This window comes from Micromonospora sp. KC723, from assembly GCF_004348595.1.
In the GTDB taxonomy this organism is placed as follows: Bacteria; Actinomycetota; Actinomycetes; order Mycobacteriales; family Micromonosporaceae; genus Micromonospora.
On the sequence record NZ_SMKD01000043.1, the window covers coordinates 1 to 17,026 of the forward strand.

General features: G+C 74.3%; 15 protein-coding genes. 9 read left to right on the forward strand and 6 right to left on the reverse strand.

What is annotated here, in order from left to right; translation table 11 throughout:
• The first annotated feature begins 213 nt into the window (after positions 1 to 213).
• The 3 genes from E1165_RS12440 (at position 214) to E1165_RS12450 (ending at position 2,990) form a co-directional block, all read left to right on the forward strand.
• A complete protein-coding gene (locus E1165_RS12440) occupies positions 214 to 420 on the forward strand; it encodes a hypothetical protein (RefSeq protein ID WP_132390936.1) in 207 nt (68 codons plus the stop codon).
• Between the two features lie 189 nt (positions 421 to 609).
• The gene (locus E1165_RS12445; protein ID WP_132390938.1) at positions 610 to 1,869 is read left to right on the forward strand and encodes a M48 family metallopeptidase; all 1,260 of its coding nucleotides are present in this window, start codon (positions 610 to 612) and stop codon (positions 1,867 to 1,869) included.
• Positions 1,866 to 2,990 (forward strand): glycosyltransferase family 4 protein, encoded by a 1,125-nt coding sequence (locus tag E1165_RS12450; RefSeq protein ID WP_132390940.1) that lies wholly within the window; start codon positions 1,866 to 1,868, stop codon positions 2,988 to 2,990. The genes E1165_RS12445 and E1165_RS12450 overlap by 4 nt, the downstream gene beginning before the upstream one ends.
• 90 nt (positions 2,991 to 3,080) lie before the next feature.
• On the opposite strand, the gene E1165_RS12455 is transcribed toward E1165_RS12450, so the two are convergent.
• The 5 genes from E1165_RS12455 to E1165_RS12475 form a co-directional block, all read right to left on the reverse strand.
• Positions 3,081 to 4,823 carry a bifunctional diguanylate cyclase/phosphodiesterase gene (locus E1165_RS12455; protein ID WP_132390942.1) on the reverse strand — a complete coding sequence of 581 codons (1,743 nt, stop codon included), beginning with the start codon at positions 4,821 to 4,823 and terminating at the stop codon, positions 3,081 to 3,083.
• Positions 4,816 to 5,625, reverse strand: a complete 810-nt coding sequence (locus tag E1165_RS12460) for an SAM-dependent methyltransferase (RefSeq protein ID WP_132390944.1) — start codon at positions 5,623 to 5,625, stop codon at positions 4,816 to 4,818. Before E1165_RS12460 ends, E1165_RS12455 begins: the two co-directional genes overlap by 8 nt.
• A 213-nt stretch (positions 5,626 to 5,838) precedes the next feature.
• On the reverse strand, positions 5,839 to 6,507 hold the full coding sequence (locus E1165_RS12465) for a response regulator transcription factor (RefSeq protein ID WP_007072219.1): 669 nt from the start codon (positions 6,505 to 6,507) through the stop codon (positions 5,839 to 5,841).
• A gap of 7 nt (positions 6,508 to 6,514) precedes the next feature.
• Positions 6,515 to 8,149 (reverse strand): GAF domain-containing sensor histidine kinase, encoded by a 1,635-nt coding sequence (locus tag E1165_RS12470; RefSeq protein ID WP_207916864.1) that lies wholly within the window; start codon positions 8,147 to 8,149, stop codon positions 6,515 to 6,517.
• Between the two features lie 71 nt (positions 8,150 to 8,220).
• Complete coding sequence (locus E1165_RS12475) at positions 8,221 to 10,023, reverse strand: long-chain fatty acid--CoA ligase (protein WP_132390949.1); 1,803 nt, start codon at positions 10,021 to 10,023, stop codon at positions 8,221 to 8,223.
• 216 nt (positions 10,024 to 10,239) lie between these two features.
• Between E1165_RS12475 and E1165_RS12480 the strand changes: the two genes are divergently transcribed.
• The 6 genes from E1165_RS12480 (at position 10,240) to E1165_RS12505 (ending at position 15,534) form a co-directional block, all read left to right on the forward strand.
• On the forward strand, positions 10,240 to 10,695 hold the full coding sequence (locus E1165_RS12480) for an SRPBCC family protein (protein WP_132390951.1): 456 nt from the start codon (positions 10,240 to 10,242) through the stop codon (positions 10,693 to 10,695).
• A 34-nt stretch (positions 10,696 to 10,729) separates the two neighbouring features.
• On the forward strand, positions 10,730 to 11,392 hold the full coding sequence (locus E1165_RS12485) for a hypothetical protein (protein ID WP_132390953.1): 663 nt from the start codon (positions 10,730 to 10,732) through the stop codon (positions 11,390 to 11,392).
• 71 nt (positions 11,393 to 11,463) lie between these two features.
• The gene (locus tag E1165_RS12490; protein WP_132390955.1) at positions 11,464 to 12,411 is read left to right on the forward strand and encodes an ROK family glucokinase; all 948 of its coding nucleotides are present in this window, start codon (positions 11,464 to 11,466) and stop codon (positions 12,409 to 12,411) included.
• A complete protein-coding gene (locus E1165_RS12495) occupies positions 12,408 to 13,121 on the forward strand; it encodes an endonuclease/exonuclease/phosphatase family protein (RefSeq protein WP_132390957.1) in 714 nt (237 codons plus the stop codon). The genes E1165_RS12490 and E1165_RS12495 overlap by 4 nt, the downstream gene beginning before the upstream one ends.
• 126 nt (positions 13,122 to 13,247) lie before the next feature.
• A complete protein-coding gene (locus tag E1165_RS12500; RefSeq protein WP_132390959.1) occupies positions 13,248 to 14,654 on the forward strand; it encodes an NAD(P)/FAD-dependent oxidoreductase in 1,407 nt (468 codons plus the stop codon).
• Between the two features lie 61 nt (positions 14,655 to 14,715).
• Entirely contained in the window at positions 14,716 to 15,534 is an 819-nt protein-coding gene (locus E1165_RS12505) for an alpha/beta hydrolase (RefSeq protein WP_371687336.1), read from the forward strand.
• A gap of 21 nt (positions 15,535 to 15,555) precedes the next feature.
• On the opposite strand, the gene E1165_RS12510 is transcribed toward E1165_RS12505, so the two are convergent.
• Entirely contained in the window at positions 15,556 to 16,974 is a 1,419-nt protein-coding gene (locus tag E1165_RS12510) for a trehalose-6-phosphate synthase (RefSeq protein WP_132390963.1), read from the reverse strand.
• Positions 16,975 to 17,026 lie beyond the last annotated feature (52 nt).

Below are 17,026 nucleotides of genomic sequence, written 5' to 3' on the forward strand. Positions count from 1 at the left end.
CCCCACGCCCCTCCCCGTCCGCGCCGCTCCCGTCCGCCCGGCTCCGTGGTGACGACGCCGCCGGTGTGGTTCGTCCGGTTGCTGTCGGTCACTCGCATGATCGACATGCTTGGGGCTTCTGTCACAGGTGGCGCGTAGCGTCCGGGACACGGACGGTGGTCGGGCGGTGACGAAGAGGTCCTGTCCGGTTGCCCCGCTTCGTCAGGAGGCATCATGCTCATCGAGTGCGATCGCTGCGCGATCCGGGGCGCCGGCTGCTCCGGCTGTCTGGTGACCGCCCTGCTCGACGACTCACCCGCCGGCCTGGGCTCCGCTGAGCTCCGGGCGGTCGAGGTCTTCGCCCGGGCCGGGTTCGACGTGGAGGTGCTGGCCCACGAGAGCCGGCCGGCCCGTCCGGTGCGCCGCCCCCGGGCAGCCTGACCGCCACCCGCGTCGCGGCCTGTCGGCACAGTCGCGGCCCCCCGGCACATCGGTCGCGCCGTGGCGTGTGGGCACCCCGCCCGCCAGGCAGGCGGCGGGCAATAGGATGGGCGCTCACGGCGGGAGGAGCGGCGGCATGGCACGGGGACGGCGCCACACCGGCAGGCCAGGGCGCGACGGGATGCGGGCATGACCCCGCGCGGCTGGGCGGTGCTGACCCTCGCCGCCCTGGTGCTGGCCCTGCTGCTGGCCGGCGCCCTGCTGGTGCCGTGGCACCGCCCGCCGGCGCCCCGTGCCGACCAGCTCGCCGCGCTGCGTGACCTCCCTGTCGACCAGGTCGCCCGCGCCCGGGAGTTCCGCGCCGCGCTGCGCCCCGGGTCGTACGGCGCACTGCTGGTCGGGCTGCTGGTGGCGCTGCTGCTGGGGCTCACCCCGCTCGGCGCCCGCCTGGTGGAACTGGCCGGCCGGCCCTTCGGCGACCACTGGATCGCCCGGGCGGTGCTCGGCGGCCTCGCCGTCGTGCTGGTCGCCGATTTGATCACGCTGCCCTTCGCCGCCTGGCGGCAGTCCGTGCTCACCCGGTACGGCCTGAGCACCCACGGCTGGAACGGCTGGGCCGGCGACCTGCTCAAGTCGTACGCGGTCAGCGCCGTCATCGGCGCGGTCGCGCTGCTGGGCTTCTACACCGTCACCCGGCTCGCCCCCCGCTGGTGGTGGGCGTTCGGCGCCGCCGGAGCGGCCGGCCTGGTGGTGCTGCTGTCGTTCGTGTTGCCGGTGCTGGTGGAGCCGGTCTTCAACCGGTTCACCCCGATGGCGCAGGGCCCGCTGCGTACCGAGTTGATGGCGATGGCGGCCCGCGACGGGGTGCCGGTACGCGACGTCCTCGTCGCCGACGCCTCCCGCCGGACGAAGGCGGTCAACGCGTACGTCTCCGGGCTGGGGCCGACCCGGCGGGTGGTGGTCTACGACACCCTGCTGCGCGAGGCGACGCCCGCCGAGGTGACCAGCGTCGTCGCGCACGAGTTGGGGCACGCCAAGCAGCGGGACGTCGCGGTCGGCACGCTCACCGGAGCGCTCGGCGCCGCCGTCGCCGTCGTCGCCCTCTACCTGCTCGGCTCGTGGCCGCCACTGACCCGGCTGGCGGGGGTGGAGTCCGTCGCAGAGCCCCGGGCGTTCCCGCTGCTGATCGCCGCGGCGACGGTGGCCGGGCTGGTCGCCGCGCCGGCCCAGGCGCTGGTCTCCCGCCGGGTCGAGGCGCGCGCCGACGCGCACGCGCTCGCGCTGACCGGTGACCCGGTCACCTTCGAGGCGATGCAGCGCCGGCTGGCCGGGGTGAACCTGGCCGATCCCGACCCGCCGCGCTGGGAGTACCTCTGGTCGGCGTCGCATCCGTCCACCGTGGAGCGGATGGCCGCCGCCCGCGCCTACGCCAGGAAGGCCGGCGGATGAGCCGTACGCTGCTGATCACGAACGACTTCCCACCCCGCCCCGGCGGCATCCAGTCCTTCGTGCACCACCTCGCCGTGCGTCAGCCCGCCGGCTCGGTCGTGGTGTACGCCTCCCGCTGGCGCGGTGCGGCGGCCTTCGACGCCGAGCAGCCCTTTCCCGTGGTCCGCGAGCGCACCCGGGTGCTGCTGCCCACCCCGCTGGTCGCCCGCCGGGCGGCCCGGCTGGCCCGCGAGTACGACTGCGACCGGGTCTGGTTCGGTGCCGCCGCGCCGCTGGGCCTGCTCGCCGCCGGCCTGCGCCGACGGGCCGGCGTGCGTCGCGTGGTGGCCCTGACCCACGGCCACGAGGTCGGCTGGGCCGCGCTGCCGGCGGCCCGGGCCGCGCTGCGCCACATCGGTCGGGGCGCCGACGTGGTCACCTACCTCGGTGACTACACCCGGGTACGCCTGGAGAAGGCCCTGCACGGGGTGACCGCCCTGCGGCGGCTCGCCCCCGGGGTGGACGTCGACACCTACCACCCGGCGGTGGACGGCGAGCCGGTGCGGGTCCGGTTGGGGCTGGCGGACCGTCCGGTGGTGGTCTGCGTGTCCCGGCTGGTGCCACGTAAGGGGCAGGACATGCTGATCCGGGCCCTGCCGCAGATCCGCCGCCGGGTGCCCGACGCGGCGCTGCTGGTCGTGGGCGGGGGGCCCTACCGGGCGGCGCTGGAGAAGCTGGCCCGGCAGGCCGGCGTCGAGCGGGACGTCGTCTTCACCGGTTCGGTGCCGGCGGCGGAGTTGCCCGCGCACTACGCCGCCGGCGACGTGTACGCCATGCCCTGCCGGACCCGCAACCGGGGGCTGGACGTGGAGGGACTCGGCATCGTCTACCTGGAGGCGTCCGCGACCGGCCTGCCCGTGGTCGCCGGTGACTCGGGCGGCGCTCCCGACGCGGTCCGCGAGGGGGAGACCGGGTACGTGGTGTCCGGCCGGGACGTGGCGCAGCTCGCCGACCGGGTCGCCACGCTGCTCAGCGACCGCGACCTGGCCCGCCAGCTCGGCGCGGCGGGGCGGGCCTGGGTGGAGAAGGAGTGGCGGTGGGAGACCCAGGCCGAGCGGATGGCGGACCTGCTCGCCGGCTGACCGCGCGCGACGGGCCGTCGGTCCTGGCCGGTCGCGGTCGCGTGCCGGCACGCACCGTGGCCAGGGGGTCGGCACGTGGCCGCGGGGTGGTCAGCGGAGGTTGGCCAGGAACCGCTCGGCCGGGGCGGGGCGGCCGAAGTGCCAGCCCTGGCCGGCGTCGCAGCCGATCGCGCGCAGCCGCTCGGCCTGCCCGCCGGTCTCCACCCCCTCGGCGGTGACCGTCAGGTCCAGGGCGTGTGCCAGGGAGACCAGCGAGGCGAGGATCCGTTCGTCGGCGTGGGGTTCCGGGGCGCGCAGCCCGCGCACGAACTCCCCGGCCACCTTCAGCCCGGTCACCGGCAGGTCACGCAGGTACGCCAGGTTGCAGTAGCCGGTGCCGAAGTCGTCGATGGCGATGCGTACGCCGAGGTCGGCCAGCTCCCGCAGCGCCAGTACCGGCTCCTCGGCGGTGTTCATCATGGTGCTCTCGGTGATCTCCAGCTGGAGCCGCCGTGGCGGCAGGCCGGTCCGCCGCAGCAGGCCGCTCACCTCCTGCACCAAACCGGGTCGGTGGACCTGGCGTACGGCGAGGTTGACGCTGACGAACGGCGGTTCCCCGATGGCGCTCGTCCAGCTGCCCGCCTCCCGGCACGCCTCGGCGAGCACCCAGCCCCCCAGCGGCACGATCAGCCCCGTCTCCTCGGCCAGCCCGATGAAGCGGTCCGGGCGCAGCACCCCGAGCTGTGGGTGGCGCCAGCGCACCAGCGCCTCGACGCCGAGCAGGGTTCCGTCGTGCAGTGACGTCAGCGGCTGGTAGTCGAGGTAGAACTCACCGCGCTCCAAGCCCGCGGGGATGGCCGCGCTGAGCGCCTGCCGGGCCAGTTCCTGGCCGTCACGTTCGGCGTCGTACAGCTCCCACCGCGCGCCGCCGGCCCCCTTCGCCCAGTGCAGGGTGCAGTCCGCGGCCCGCATCAGCTCGTCCGGGGACGCGCCGGCCACCTGCCGTTCCACGATGCCGACGCTCGCCGTGAGGGTCACCTCGTGCCCGTCGACGATCGTCGGCTCGGCCACGGCGGCCAGCACCGCCTCGGCGACGGCCACCAGGTCTCCGGTGCCCGTGCAGCGTTCCACGAGGATGACGAACGCGTCCCCGCCGAGCCGGGCGACCAGGTGGTCCTCGACGGCCCGCCGCAACCGGTGTGCCATCTGGACCAGCACCCGGTCGCCCGCCTGGTGGCCGTAGGAGTCGTTGACCCGCTTGAAGCGGTCCACGTCGAGGAAGCACAGCCCGATCCGACGGGCCCTCGGCTCCGGTTCGTACACCGCCGCCGCGAGCCGGTCGGCGAAGAGTTTGCGGTTGGGTAGGTCGGTCAACGCGTCGTGGGTGGCCTGGTGCCGGAACCGTGCCTCGCTGGCTCGCAGCGCCCGTTCCGCCTCGGTCCGGGCGGCCAGCGTGGCCCGCCGGATCGACTCCTGCTCGTCCAGCGTCCGGTCGCGTAACGCCCGGGCGTACCCGGTGGCCACGGCGGCCAGCAGCCGGGCCATCCGGTCGTCGATGTCGTCGGCGACCAGCCCCAGGTCGCGGACGAGTCGTAGCTGGAGCACCTCCACGGTGCGGCCGAGTCCCTCGGCGGAGGCGATGTGCGCGGCGACCAGCTCGCCACCCACCCGGTAGCCGGCGCGCAGGTCGAGCGGCTCCGTCCGCAGCGCCTCGGCCAACTCGTCGGTCAGCCGTTGCAGCAGCGCCTCCAGTTGGGCGTGCGTCATCGGCAGGTAGCTGGTGCCGGACACCGCCTTGGCCCAGGCCCGGGCGAACGCCCCCGGGCGGGACCGGTCGCCCGGAGGCTCAGCCATCGAGTCGCCCGACCCCGCCCAGGAACACCGCCTGCTCGGCGTTCTCGGCACTCTCCGCTGTCTCCGGACGCCACTGCGGCACCCAGACCACCCCGGGCTCGACCAGCTCGAAGCCGTCGAAGAAGGCGGTCAGCTCGGCCCGGCCACGTACCCACAGCGGATTGTCGGTACGGCCGTAGACCTTCTCGGCCTCGGCCCGCTGCGCCTCGTGCCGGCCCTCGGCGCTGGCCTGCGACAGGACCAGGTAGCTGCCCGGTACCAGCGCCTCGCGCAGGGTCCGCAGCAGGTCGGCCGGCCGGTCGGCGTCGGAGACGAAGTGCAGCACCGCCACCACGAGCACGGCGACCGGCTCGGAGAAGTCGAGCAGCCCGCGCACGTCGGGATGGGCCAGGATCCGGTCGGGGCGCCGCAGGTCCTCCCGGATCACGACGGCCCGCTCGTCGCCGGCCAGGATCTCCCGGCTGTGCGCCACGGCCACCGGGTCCACGTCGACATACACCACCCGGGCGTCCGGCGCGGCCCGCAGGGCGATCTCGTGCACGTTGCCGAGGGTGGGGATGCCGGAGCCGATGTCGAGGAACTGCCGTACGCCCTGGTCGATGAGGTACTGCACCGCCCGGCGCATGAACGCCCGGTTCGCCTGTGCCATCAGCGGGGCGTCCGGCACGGCCTCCATCATCCTCCGGGCGGCGGCGCGGTCGGCGGCGAAGTTGTGCGAGCCGCCGAGATAGTAGTCGTACATCCGGGCGACGCTGGGACGCTCGATGTCGATGTCGTCGGGTGCCCAGTCCGGCCGCTGCATCCTCTACCCCTTTGTCGACAGATGCGAACTTGTCGCCCGCTTGGGCCACGCGGGTATTCTGCCCCCCTGCTGCGCGGGTGCAAAGACCGCGATGGTTGCGTAATCGGACACTTACCCATCGCGTTCGTGGGTGCGGTTGCCCGGGTGTCGGCGGGGACGGAAGGCCCGTGACCGACGGGCGGACACGAGCCTTCCGGTGGCGGGCGGGGGCGGTCAGAACTTCGGCGCGTCCGGCGCTTCGAGCAGGCCGAGCCGCAGTGCCGTCATCAGCGCCTGGGCGCGGTTGGCGGCGCCGAGCTTCTCGTAGAGCTTGGAGATGTGCGTCTTGGCGGTGGACTCGCTGACGAAGAGCTGCTTGGCGATGCCGGCCACGCTCATGCCGTCGGCGAGCAGCCGCAGCACCTGCCCCTCCCGGGGGGACAACTGCGGGCCGGACGGGGCCAGCCGCCGCTTCATCGCCTCGGCCAGGTCGGCGGCGGTGAAGGCGCTGGGGGAGGAGGCGGCGTGCCGGGCGGCGGCCACCACCTCGTCGGCGGGGGCGGTCTTCGGGACGAACGCGCTCGCCCCGGCCTCCAGGGCGCCGAAGAGTTGGTCGTCGCCGGCGTACATGGTGAGCACGACGATGCCCATCGAGGCGCTCGACTTGCGCAGCGCCCGGGTGGCCTCCAGGCCGCTGCCGTCGGGGAGCCGCAAGTCCATGATCACGACGTCTGGTTGCAGCGCGCCGGCCTGGCGTACGCCCTCCGCGGCCGTGGCGGCCTCGCCGACCACCTCGAACTGCCGGTCGCGTTCGAAGGCGTGCCGGAGACCCTTGCGGATCAGGTCGTGATCGTCGACAAGGAGGACCTTGGTACGGGTCGCCGGTGTCGGGCTTGTGGTCATCCTCGGGTTACTCCCCTTCTGCTGCTGCGCTGCCACGCAGGTTATCGCGCCGGGGCGACGAACCGACCATCACCGCCACGGTCGTCCCGCTGGGTTGCCGCGGCCTGATCTCCAACCGGCCTCGGATACGTTCCGCCCTCTCGGCCATGATCGCAAGACCGTAGTGTCCCTCGTTGCGCTGGTCACCGATGCCGTGACCGTCATCCGACACTTCGATCTGCGCGTACGGGGGATCCACCTCGCAGGTGACCCAGAGGTTCGAGGCGCCGGCGTGCTTGCGGGCGTTCGTGACCGCCTCCTGCGCGATCCGCAGCAGCTCGGCCTCGGTCGCGGCGGGCAGTCGGGCGGTGGACTCGTCCAGCGACAGGTGCACCCGCAGCCCCCCGGAGGCGCCGACGGTACGGGCGTACTCGGCGATCGCGGCCGCCAGCCCGCCGTGCCGGTCCACCTCGCTGCGCAGCTCGAACAGGCTCAGCCGCAGCTCGGTGATGACCCTTGTCACCTCGTGGCGCAGCGCGCGCAGGCTCTCGGCGGTCTCCTCGGCGTCGTCGTGCACGGTGGCCAGGGCGTTGTCGATGCCGTAGCCCACCATCACCAGTTCCTGGGCCACCCCGTCGTGGATCTCCCGGGCCAGCCGCTGCCGCTCCTCGTTGGTGGCCAGCGACCGTACCTCGTCGAAGAGCAGCGCCGCCTCCAGCCGCAGCGCGGCCGGGCCGGTCAGCGCGGTCACCCGGGACACCACCGGCGGCGGGTACGCCTGCGCCGCGTCCGTCTCCAGCACCACCAGCCCGACCGTACGGACCCCGGCGACCAGCGGCACGATCAGCGCCGACACCTCGCCGCCGTGGTGCGACCGGGCCTGCGAGCGGGCCGCCGTCTGCGGCTGCTGGCTGGCCCAGGCGTCGGCGATGGCCGAGTCCGCGTCGAGGGTGGTCTCCCAGTCCACCCGGTCCGCGCCCACCTGGGCGAGGACCACCAGCCGCCCGCCGCCGCTGGCCGACAGCACCGCCGCCCGGGCGCTCGGCGCCACCGTGCGCAGCTCCTCCAGCAGGTGCTCGGCGATCCCGCCCGGGTCCAGGGTGGCCCCGGGCAGTTGGCGGGCCACGGTCCGCAGTTGGGTGAGCAGTCGCGTCGCCTCCGCGTACGGCTGGGGTTTGCCGTCGCCGCGGACCCGCATCACCTGGTGCAGGGCGCCCGCTGCCCAGAGCCCGAGCGCGGCCAGGATCAGCCACTGCGCGCAGACCGCCAGGTAGCCGGGCTGGCCGAGCTGCCGGCCGCCGTCGACCTCGGTGATGCCACCGGCGATCAGCAGGGTGGCCGTGGTGACCCCGAGCAGCGCCGCGCCCTCCTGGAACCGGCGGCGCAGCGCGGTCACCGTCACCGGCACGGCGAGATAGGGCAGCACCGCGGAGGCCCCGAGGCCGCCGACGGACCCGCCGATCGCCGACTCGACGGCGACCTGGCTGGCGGCCAGGCCCAGCACCACCGCCTCGGTCACCCGGCTCAGCGGGCCGAGCAGCCGGTGCTCGGGGGCGAGCAGGGCCGGCAGCCCGGCGACCGCGAGCAGGGCGATCCACCAGAGCTGGGCGGCGTCGCCGGTGGCGATCAGGGTCAGGACGCCGACCAGGACCAGCATCACCACGCGCGCGGCGGCGGCGACGACCCGGGTCTGGGGCCGGGCAGGTGTGGAGGAGGACACGTGACGGATCGTAGTCAGGTCTGGTAGATGTCGGCGATCTCGGACTCGTACGTCTTGTGCACGACCTGGCGCTTCACCTTGAGCGACGGGGTCAGCTCGCCGGTCGCCTCGGTGAAGTCCCGGGGCAGGATCCGGAACACCTTGATCGCCTCGGCCTTCGACACCGACCGGTTGGCCTGGTCGACCGCGCGCTGGATCTCCGCGCGCAGCGTCTCGTCCTCGCACAGCCGCGCCACCGGGGTGTCCGCCGGCAGGTCGCGCGCGACGAGCCACTTCGGCAGCGCCTCCTCGTCGATCGTGACCAGGGCGGCGATGAACGGCTGCCGGTCACCGACCACCAGGCACTGGCTGACCAGCGGGTGCGCCCGGACCTGGTCCTCCAGCACGGCCGGGGCGACGTTCTTGCCGCCGGCCGTCACGATGATCTCCTTCTTGCGGCCGGTGATGCTGAGGAAGCCGTCGTCGTCGAGCCGGCCCAGGTCACCGGTGCGGAACCAACCGTCGGTGGTGAGCGCCTCGGCGCTGGCCGCCTCGTTCTTCCAGTAGCCCTGGAAGATCAGGTCACCGGCGATCAGGATCTCGCCGTCGTCGTCGATCCGGATGGTCACCCCGGGCAGCGGGCGGCCCACGGTGCCGATCTTCGTGGCCCCGGGCAGGTTCGCGGCGGCGGCGGGGGAGGTCTCGGTCAGGCCGTAGCCCTCGCAGACGGTCACCCCGATGCCCCGGAAGAAGTGCCCGAGGCGGGCGCCGAGCGGCGCGCCGCCGGAGATCGCGTCCCGGCACCGGCCGCCGAGCGCCGCCCGCAGCTTGCGGTACACCAACCTGTCGAAGACCGCGCGCTGGACCCGCAGCGCCAGGCCCGGCCCGTCCGGGGTCTCCAGCGCCTCGCTGTAGGCGACGGCGACCCGCTCGGCCCGGTCGAAGATCGCGCCCTTGCCGTCGGCCTCGGCCTTCTGCCGGGCCCCGTTGTAGACCTTCTCGAAGACCCGGGGCACGGAGAGCACGAAGGTCGGCCGGACCTCCTGGAGCTCGGCGACCAGGTTCTTGGTGTCCGCGCAGTGCGCCATGGTGGCCCGGGCCTGCACCACGCCGATCTGGATGAGCCGGGCGAAGGCATGTGCCAGCGGCAGGAAGAGCAGGGTCGACGCGCCGGGACCGAAGAGGTTCGGCAGCACCGGTACGGCGTTGGCGATGTCGGCGTACATGTTGCGGTGGGTCAGCACGCAGCCCTTGGGGCGCCCGGTGGTGCCACTGGTGTAGATGATCGTGGCGATGTCGCCGGCCCGGACCGCCTTGCGTCGCCGCTCGACCTCGGCCGGGTCGACCGGGGCGCCCAGCGCCACGATCCCGTCCACCCCGCCCCGCTCGATCTGCCAGACGTGGCGCAGCTCGGGCAGCCGTTCGCGGATGCCGGTGACGAGGCCGGCGTGCGCGTCCGACTCGACCACGAGCGCGACCGCGCCGGAGTCGGCGAGGATCCAGGCGGCCTGTTCGGCGCTGGACGTCTCGTAGATCGGCACGGTCACCGCGCCGGTCGCCCAGATGGCGTAGTCGAGCAGGGTCCACTCGTACCGGGTGCGGCTCATCAGCGCCACCCGGTCGCCGGGGTCGACCCCGGCCGCGACCAGGCCCCGGGCCACCGCGACCACCTCGTCGCGGAACTCGCGGCAGGTCACGTCGATCCGACCGGCACCGGATGGAGCGGGACGGACGAACTGCACCTCGCCGGGAGCGGTCGCCGCGTTGTCCCAGACCGGGTCGGTCAGGTTGGCCGCGTCGCCGACGGTGACGATCGGCGGAACGGAGAACTCGCGCACCTGCACTCCCTCGTGCTCGGACTGTCCGGGCCGGCCGCCCCGGCGGGTCGGCTTTGACGAAACCTACCCGTACCCGCCGTCGGGTGGGCCAGGGAGGCCGCCCGTCAGGCGCGTGGGACGAGTGGAACGGCGCGGAACACCCGGAAGGGCCGCTTGCGCGCGGCGCGGTGGGGTGGAGCGACGCGGGCGGCGGTGGCTGCGGGTAGCCTCCCCCCCATGGCGGACTCCTCCACCCAGTCGATCACCATCGGCGCGTCACCGGATCGGGTGGCGGCGGTCATCTGCGACTTCCCGAGCTACCCCGAATGGACCGAGGCGGTACGCCGGGCGGAGGTGATCGAGGAGTACGAGGACGGCTACGCCAGCCAGGTCCGGTTCACCATCGACGCCGGCGTGCTGGCCGACGAGTACGTGCTGGCCTACGAGTACGCCGAGGACCTGTCCCGCGTCGAGTGGCACCTGGTGGCGCCGTCGCGGATGCAGAAGTCGCAGCGCGGTTCGTACGACATCGCCGGCAACCCGGACGGCACCTGCACCGTGACGTACACGCTGGAGGTGGAACTGTCGGTGGGCATGCTCGGGATGTTCCGCCGCAAGGCCGAGAAAATGATCATGGATACGGCGTTGAAGCAGCTCAAGCGCCGGGTAGAGGAAGCCGGTGCGGCACAGTGACGCGCCGGTCCGCGGCGCGGTAGAGGAGCCGGTCATGGCGCGTACGGATCCGGGCTCCGCCCGGGAGGAGGCCGAGCGGCTGGTGGCCACGCTGCTCGCCACGGCGCGGCTGGCCACGTCCGGTCCCGGAGCCGCCGCGTGGGGGCCGCTGGGTGGAGTGCTCTCGGGTGTCCTCGCTCACAGTGCCGGCACGTCCCGCCCGGCGGGGGACGGCAGCGGATCCGGGGGATTCGCCACCGGAACGCCGGAGTGCTGCGTCTGTCCCGTCTGCCGGGGTATCGCGGCGTTGCGGGACCCGAGCCCGGAGTTCGCCGAGCGGCTCGCCACCGGCGCCGGTGATCTGGCCGCCGGCATCGCCAGTCTGCTGCGCGCGTTCGCCTCGGCCGGCAGCGGGGAAGCCTCCCCCCGGACGCCCGCGGGCACCACGGCGGGCGCGGGGGACGAAGCCGACGCCGACCACGTGTGGCGCGAGGCCACCCGTACCGGGCATGATTCTCCGTCGGCGTCGGAGCGGGACGTCTGGTCCGCCGCCACCCGTGCGGGGGACGGGGTCGTGCCGCCTCCCGCCGCCCCGCCCGTCGACGACGCCGGGCCGGTCGCGCCGGCCCCGGTCCGGCCGACGGCCGACCGTCCGGTGGTGCCCGCCTCGCGCGCGCCGGCCGGTACGGACGGGGGCGTACCGGGCGACCGGGCCTGAACACCCGACACCCGACGACGTACGGCCGGCCCGGCCGGGGTCGGGCAGCACAGCAGAGGGGAGTGGCAGCGGTGACGCTGACCATCGGAGTCGACGTCGGTGGCACGAAGGTGGCCGGCGGTGTCGTGGACGACACCGGCCGGGTTCTGGTGCACACCCGACGGGACACCCCCGCCGAGGACGTCGGAAAGACCCGTGACGTCATCACCGAGGTGGTCACCGAACTGGCGGCCGGGCACGACGTGCACGCGGTCGGCATCGGCGCGGCCGGGTGGATCGACGCCTCCCGCTCCAGCGTGCTCTTCGCCCCGAACCTGGCCTGGCGGGACGAGCCGCTGCGGGAGTACGTCAGCGCCGCCACCGGCCTGCCGGTGATCGTGGAGAACGACGCCAACGTCGCTGCCTGGGCCGAGTTCCGCTACGGCGCGGCCCGCGACGCCGACGACTCAATGGTCATGTTCACCATCGGCACCGGCGTCGGCGGCGGCATCGTGCTCGGCGGCGAGCTGGTCCGGGGCGCCAACGGCATCGCCGCCGAGCTGGGTCACATGCTCACCGTGCCGGACGGGCACCAGTGCGGCTGCGGCCGGCTCGGCTGCATCGAGCAGTACGCCAGCGGCAGCGCCCTGGTCCGGTTCGCCCGGGCCGGCGCCCGGCAGGAGCCGCAGCGGGCCACCGGCCTGCTGGGGTTGGCCGCCGGCGACGCCGAGGGCATCACCGGCCCGATGGTGACCGCCGCCGCGCGGTCCGGCGACCCGGTCTCGACCGAGGCGTTCGCCCAGATCGGCCGCTGGCTCGGCACCAGCCTCGCCGACATGGCCCAGATCCTCGACCCGCAGGTGCTGGTGGTCGGCGGCGGCGTGATCGAGGCCGGCGACCTGCTGCTCGGCCCGGCCCGGCGCTCCTTCACCGACGCGCTGGCCCAGCGCAGCCGACTGCCGGTCGCCGAGGTACGCCCCGCCGAGCTGGGCAACAGCGCCGGCGTCATCGGCGCCGCCGATCTCGCCCGTCGGTTGTGACCAGCGCCGAACAACCGGGCGGCGTGCCGCTGCGGGTGGTGTCGTACAACGTCCACAGCCAGCGTGACGACACCGCCGCCCTGGCCGCCGTGGTCCGCGCGGTCGCGCCCGACGTGGTGGTCGTGCAGGAGGCTCCCCGCCGGTTCCGTTGGCGCCAGCGCAGCGCCGCGCTGGCCGAGTCGTTCGGGCTGGTGGTGGCGGCCGGAGGCCTGCCCTCGCTGGGCAACCTGCTGCTGACCAGCCTCCGGGTACGGGTGCTCGCCACCCGGTGCCAGCGTTTCCCGCTCACCCCGGGGCGGCACCTGCGCGGCGCCGCGTACGCCGAGTGCCGGGTCGGCGCGGCGGCCTTCCTGCTGGCCGGCTCGCACCTGTCCACCGACCCGGCGGAGCGCCCCGGCCAGGCTGCCCTGCTCAGGCGGGAGCTGGCCGGCACGACGCTGCCGGTGGTCCTCGGCGCGGACCTCAACGACGGCCCGGACTCGGCTACCTGGCGGACGGTGGGGGAGGGGCTGACCGACGCGGCGGTCGCCGCGGGCGCCGCCGACCGGCACACCTACCCGTGCGCGGACCCGCGCCGGCGCATCGACGCGCTCTTCGTCGACCCCCGGGTGACCGTGGTCGGGTACGACGTGGTCGACACCCCGCAGACCCGGCGGGCCAGCGACCACCTCCCGGTCCTGGCCGACCTGCTCCTGCCGGTGGCCGGCTGACCGCCGCCCGCGGCGGCGGGCGGGCCCACGGATCCTCGCGCCCGGTGTGCCGGGCTGGACAACCCCTCCGGGTGCGGGGAGGATGCCCGTCGAACCGGCGTTCGTGCGCACAAAGGAGATATCCCGGTGCCCCCCTCCACCGAGCACGGCCGGCCCGATCCGGAGACCATCACGCTCGCCCTGAGCCGGGACGGCCGCCCGGTCTCCGACCGGGGTGACACGGTCTGCGTCATCGGCGCCGGCGCCAGCGGCCTCACCGCCGTCAAGAACCTCGTCGAGCACGGCTTCGGTGTCGACTGCTACGAGCGGGAGACCGGTGTCGGCGGGGCGTGGAACTGGCGGCACGACCGTAGCCCGGTGTACGCCAGCGCCCACCTGATCTCGTCGCGGCCGTTCACCCAGTTCCCGGACTTCCCGATGCCGGACTCCTGGCCGGACTACCCGCACCACAGCCAGCTGCTGTCCTACCTGGAGCGGTACGCCGACCACTTCGACCTGCGCCGGCACATCTGGTTCGGTACCGAGGTGGTCCGCGTCGAGCCGGTCGACGGCGACCGCTGGGACGTGACCACCCGCAGCACCGGCGGGTACGGCCCGGAGCGCACCCTGCGCTACGCCGCCGTCGTCGTCGCCAACGGGCACAACTGGTCGCCGAAACTGCCCCGCTACGACGGGCTGGAGGAGTTCCGGGGCGAGGTGATGCACGCCTCGTCCTACAAGGACCCGGCCCAGCTGCGTGGCAAGCGGGTGCTGGTGGTCGGCGCCGGCAACACCGGCTGCGACATCGCGGTCGAGGCCGCCCAGCAGGCGTCCTGCTGCTGGCACTCCACCCGGCGCGGCTACTGGTACGTCCCGAAGTACGTCCTGGGCCGCCCCGCCGACCAGGTCAACGACCTGCTGCTGACACTGCGTGCGCCGCTGCGGCTGCGGCAGTGGCTCTACCACCGGATGCTGCGGCTCACCGTCGGCGACCTGACCCGGTTCGGTCTGCCGAGGCCCGACCACCGGATCTACGAGACCCATCCGATCGCCAACAGCCAGCTCGTCTACCACGTCGGCCACGGGCAGATCACCCCGGTGCCCGACGTGGCCCGGTTCCACGGCGGCGGGGTCACCCTCACCGACGGTCGGCAGATCGAGCCCGAACTGGTCGTCTTCGCCACCGGATACCTGCCCCGCTTCGAGTTCCTCGATTCGAAGGTGCTCGGTGACGACGACGGGTCGGGCCGTCCCCGCCTGTGGCTGCACGCCTTCGCGCCCGACCAGCCCACCCTCGCGGTGGCTGGCCTGCTGCAACCGGACTCCGGCGTGTTCACCCTGACGCACTGGCAGACCGTTCTGTTCGCCCGACTGCTCCAGGCCCGCCTGGCCCGCCCGGAGCGGGCCGCCGCCTTCGCCGCCCGGGCGACCGCCGGGGCGGGCGAGCGCTACTCGGGCAGGGTCACGGACAGCAGCCGGCACTGGTTCGAGGTGAGGCACGTGGCATACCTGCGCGCGGTGCAGCGCGCTCTCGACGAGCTGGAGGCCCGGTGAGCGTGAGAAACGCGGCGCGGCGGAGTCCCGCGGTCGCGAACGGAAGGCAGGCCCGGTGAGCGTGAGCAACGAGCGGGTGCGCGTCCTGCGTGGGCGGGAGTGGGCCCGGCCGGTCCGCCCGGTCCGGCGGGAGGTGCGGGAGGCGACCCCGGACCTGGACGAGGGGCGACCGCCGCTGCTCTTCGTGCCGGGTTTCGGGCACGGGGCGTGGGCGTTCGCCGAGCACTGGCTGGAGCATGCCGCGTCGCGCGGTTTCCCCGCGTACGCGATGAGCCTGCGCGGGCACGGCGGCAGCGACCCGGCGCCGGATGCGACGCTGCGGGCGTACACCCATGATGTGGTGCAGGTGGCCGCGGACCTGCCGCGACAGGCGGTGCTGGTGGGGCACGGGGCTGGGGCGCTGGTCGTCACCCACGCGCTGGCCCGCTACCCGGCCCGGGCGGCGGTGCTGGTCGCGCCGGTGCTCGGCGGATGGTCGACGGCCGGCGTGGCGCTGCGCCGCAACCCCGCCGGGACGCTGCCCGCGTTGTTCGGCGGCCCGCTGCGGCTGCGCCATCGCCAGTTGTTCAGCCGTGAGCTGCCCGAAGCCGAGGCCCGGCGGCACCTCGCGCGGCTCGGCCGGGCCGGCCGGCGGGCCCAGTGGCAGCTGCTCTCCGGCCGGCCGGCGGAGCCGGCGGTGGGACGGCCGCCCGTGCTGGTGCTGGGCAGCCCCGACGACCGGGTGGTGCCGCCGGCTGCCCTGGACCGGGCCGCCCGCCGGTACGGCTCGGCCCCGCTGCTCTTCCCCGGCATGGGGCACGACCTGATGCTCGACGCCCGGTGGCGGGAGCCGATCGACGCGATCCTGGACTGGCTGGTCAAGGAACCGCGGCGGGTGTGACGGGTGCGCCGGCCCGGCGGCTCAGCCCGAGCTGCCCAGCCGGCGTACCAGCGAGCCGGTCTCGTCCAGGGCGCTGAGGTAGGAGCGGGCCCAGGCCCGGATGTCGTGGCGGTGCAGGTGCGCGCGCATGGCGCGCATCCGTTCGCGGGCATCGTCGGGGTTGGCCCGCAACGCGGAGAGCAACATCTGCTTGAGCCCCTCCAGGTCGTGCGGGTTGACCAGGTACGCCTGCTCCAGCTCCGCCGCCGCGCCGGCGAACTCGCTGAGCAGCAGCGCGCCGGTGTCGTCGACCCGGGCGGCGAGGTACTCCTTGGCGACGAGGTTCATCCCGTCCCGCAGCGGGGTCACCGCCATCACGTCGGCGACCCGGTAGAGGGCCGCCAGCTCGGTGCGGTCGAAGGGCTGGGTGAGGTAGTGGATCGCCGGTTCGCCGACCCGGCCGAACTCGCCGTTGATCCGCCCCACCTCGCGTTCGATCCGCTCGCGCAGGATCTGGTACTGGCCGACCCGTTCCCGGCTCGGCATGGCGACCTGCACCAGCACCGTGTCGCGGACCTTCACGTCACCGCTGACCAGCAGCTCGCTGTACGCCTTCAGCCGTTGCTCGATGCCCTTGGTGTAATCCATCCGGTCGACGCTGAGGATCACGTGCTCCGGGTCGCCCAGGTCGTGGCGCAGCCGCCGGGCCCGGGCGGTCACGTCGGGGCGGCCCGCCAGCGCCGCCATCTCGGCCGTGTCGATCGACACCGGGTACGCCCCGACCCGCACCATCCGGTCGCCGACGCCGATCCGCCGGTCGGTGGCCGGCAGGTCGAGCACCTTCGCGACGAGCTGGGCGAAGTTGTGCGCGGCCTGGGCGCGCTGGAAGCCGATCAGGTCGGCGCCGAGCATCCCGCGCAGCAGCTCGGCGCGGCGGGGCAACTGCATGAACAGCTCCGGCGGCGGGAACGGCACGTGCAGGAAGAAGCCGATGCGCAGGTCGGGGCGGAGCTCGCGGAGCAGGCCGGGGACCAGTTGCAGGTGGTAGTCCTGCACCCAGACCAGGCCGCCCGGTTCGGCCACCGTCGCGGCCGCCTCGGCAAACCGTTGGTTGACCCGCTGGTACGCCTCCCACCAGCGCCGGTGGTACTCGGGCTGCTCGACCGCGTCGTGGTAGAGCGGCCACAGGGTCGCGTTGGCGAAGCCCTCGTAGTGGTCGCGCAGGTCCTCGGCGGTGAGTGGGACGGTGTGCAGGCGGACGCCGTCCACGTCGGGGTAGCTGGGCGCCGGGCCGGTGCCGCCGGCCCAGCCGACCCAGGTCGCCGGGGTGTGCCGGAGCAGCGGGTGCAGGGCGCTGACCAGTCCACCCGGGCTGCGGCGCCACTCGCAGGCGCCGTCGGGGGCCACGCTGTCGTCGATGGGCAGCCGGTTGGCCACCACCACGAGGGAACTCTGTCGCATCTCGGGGATTCCGCTCCGCAGCCGGGTCGACCGCCACGAGAAGAGGAACAGT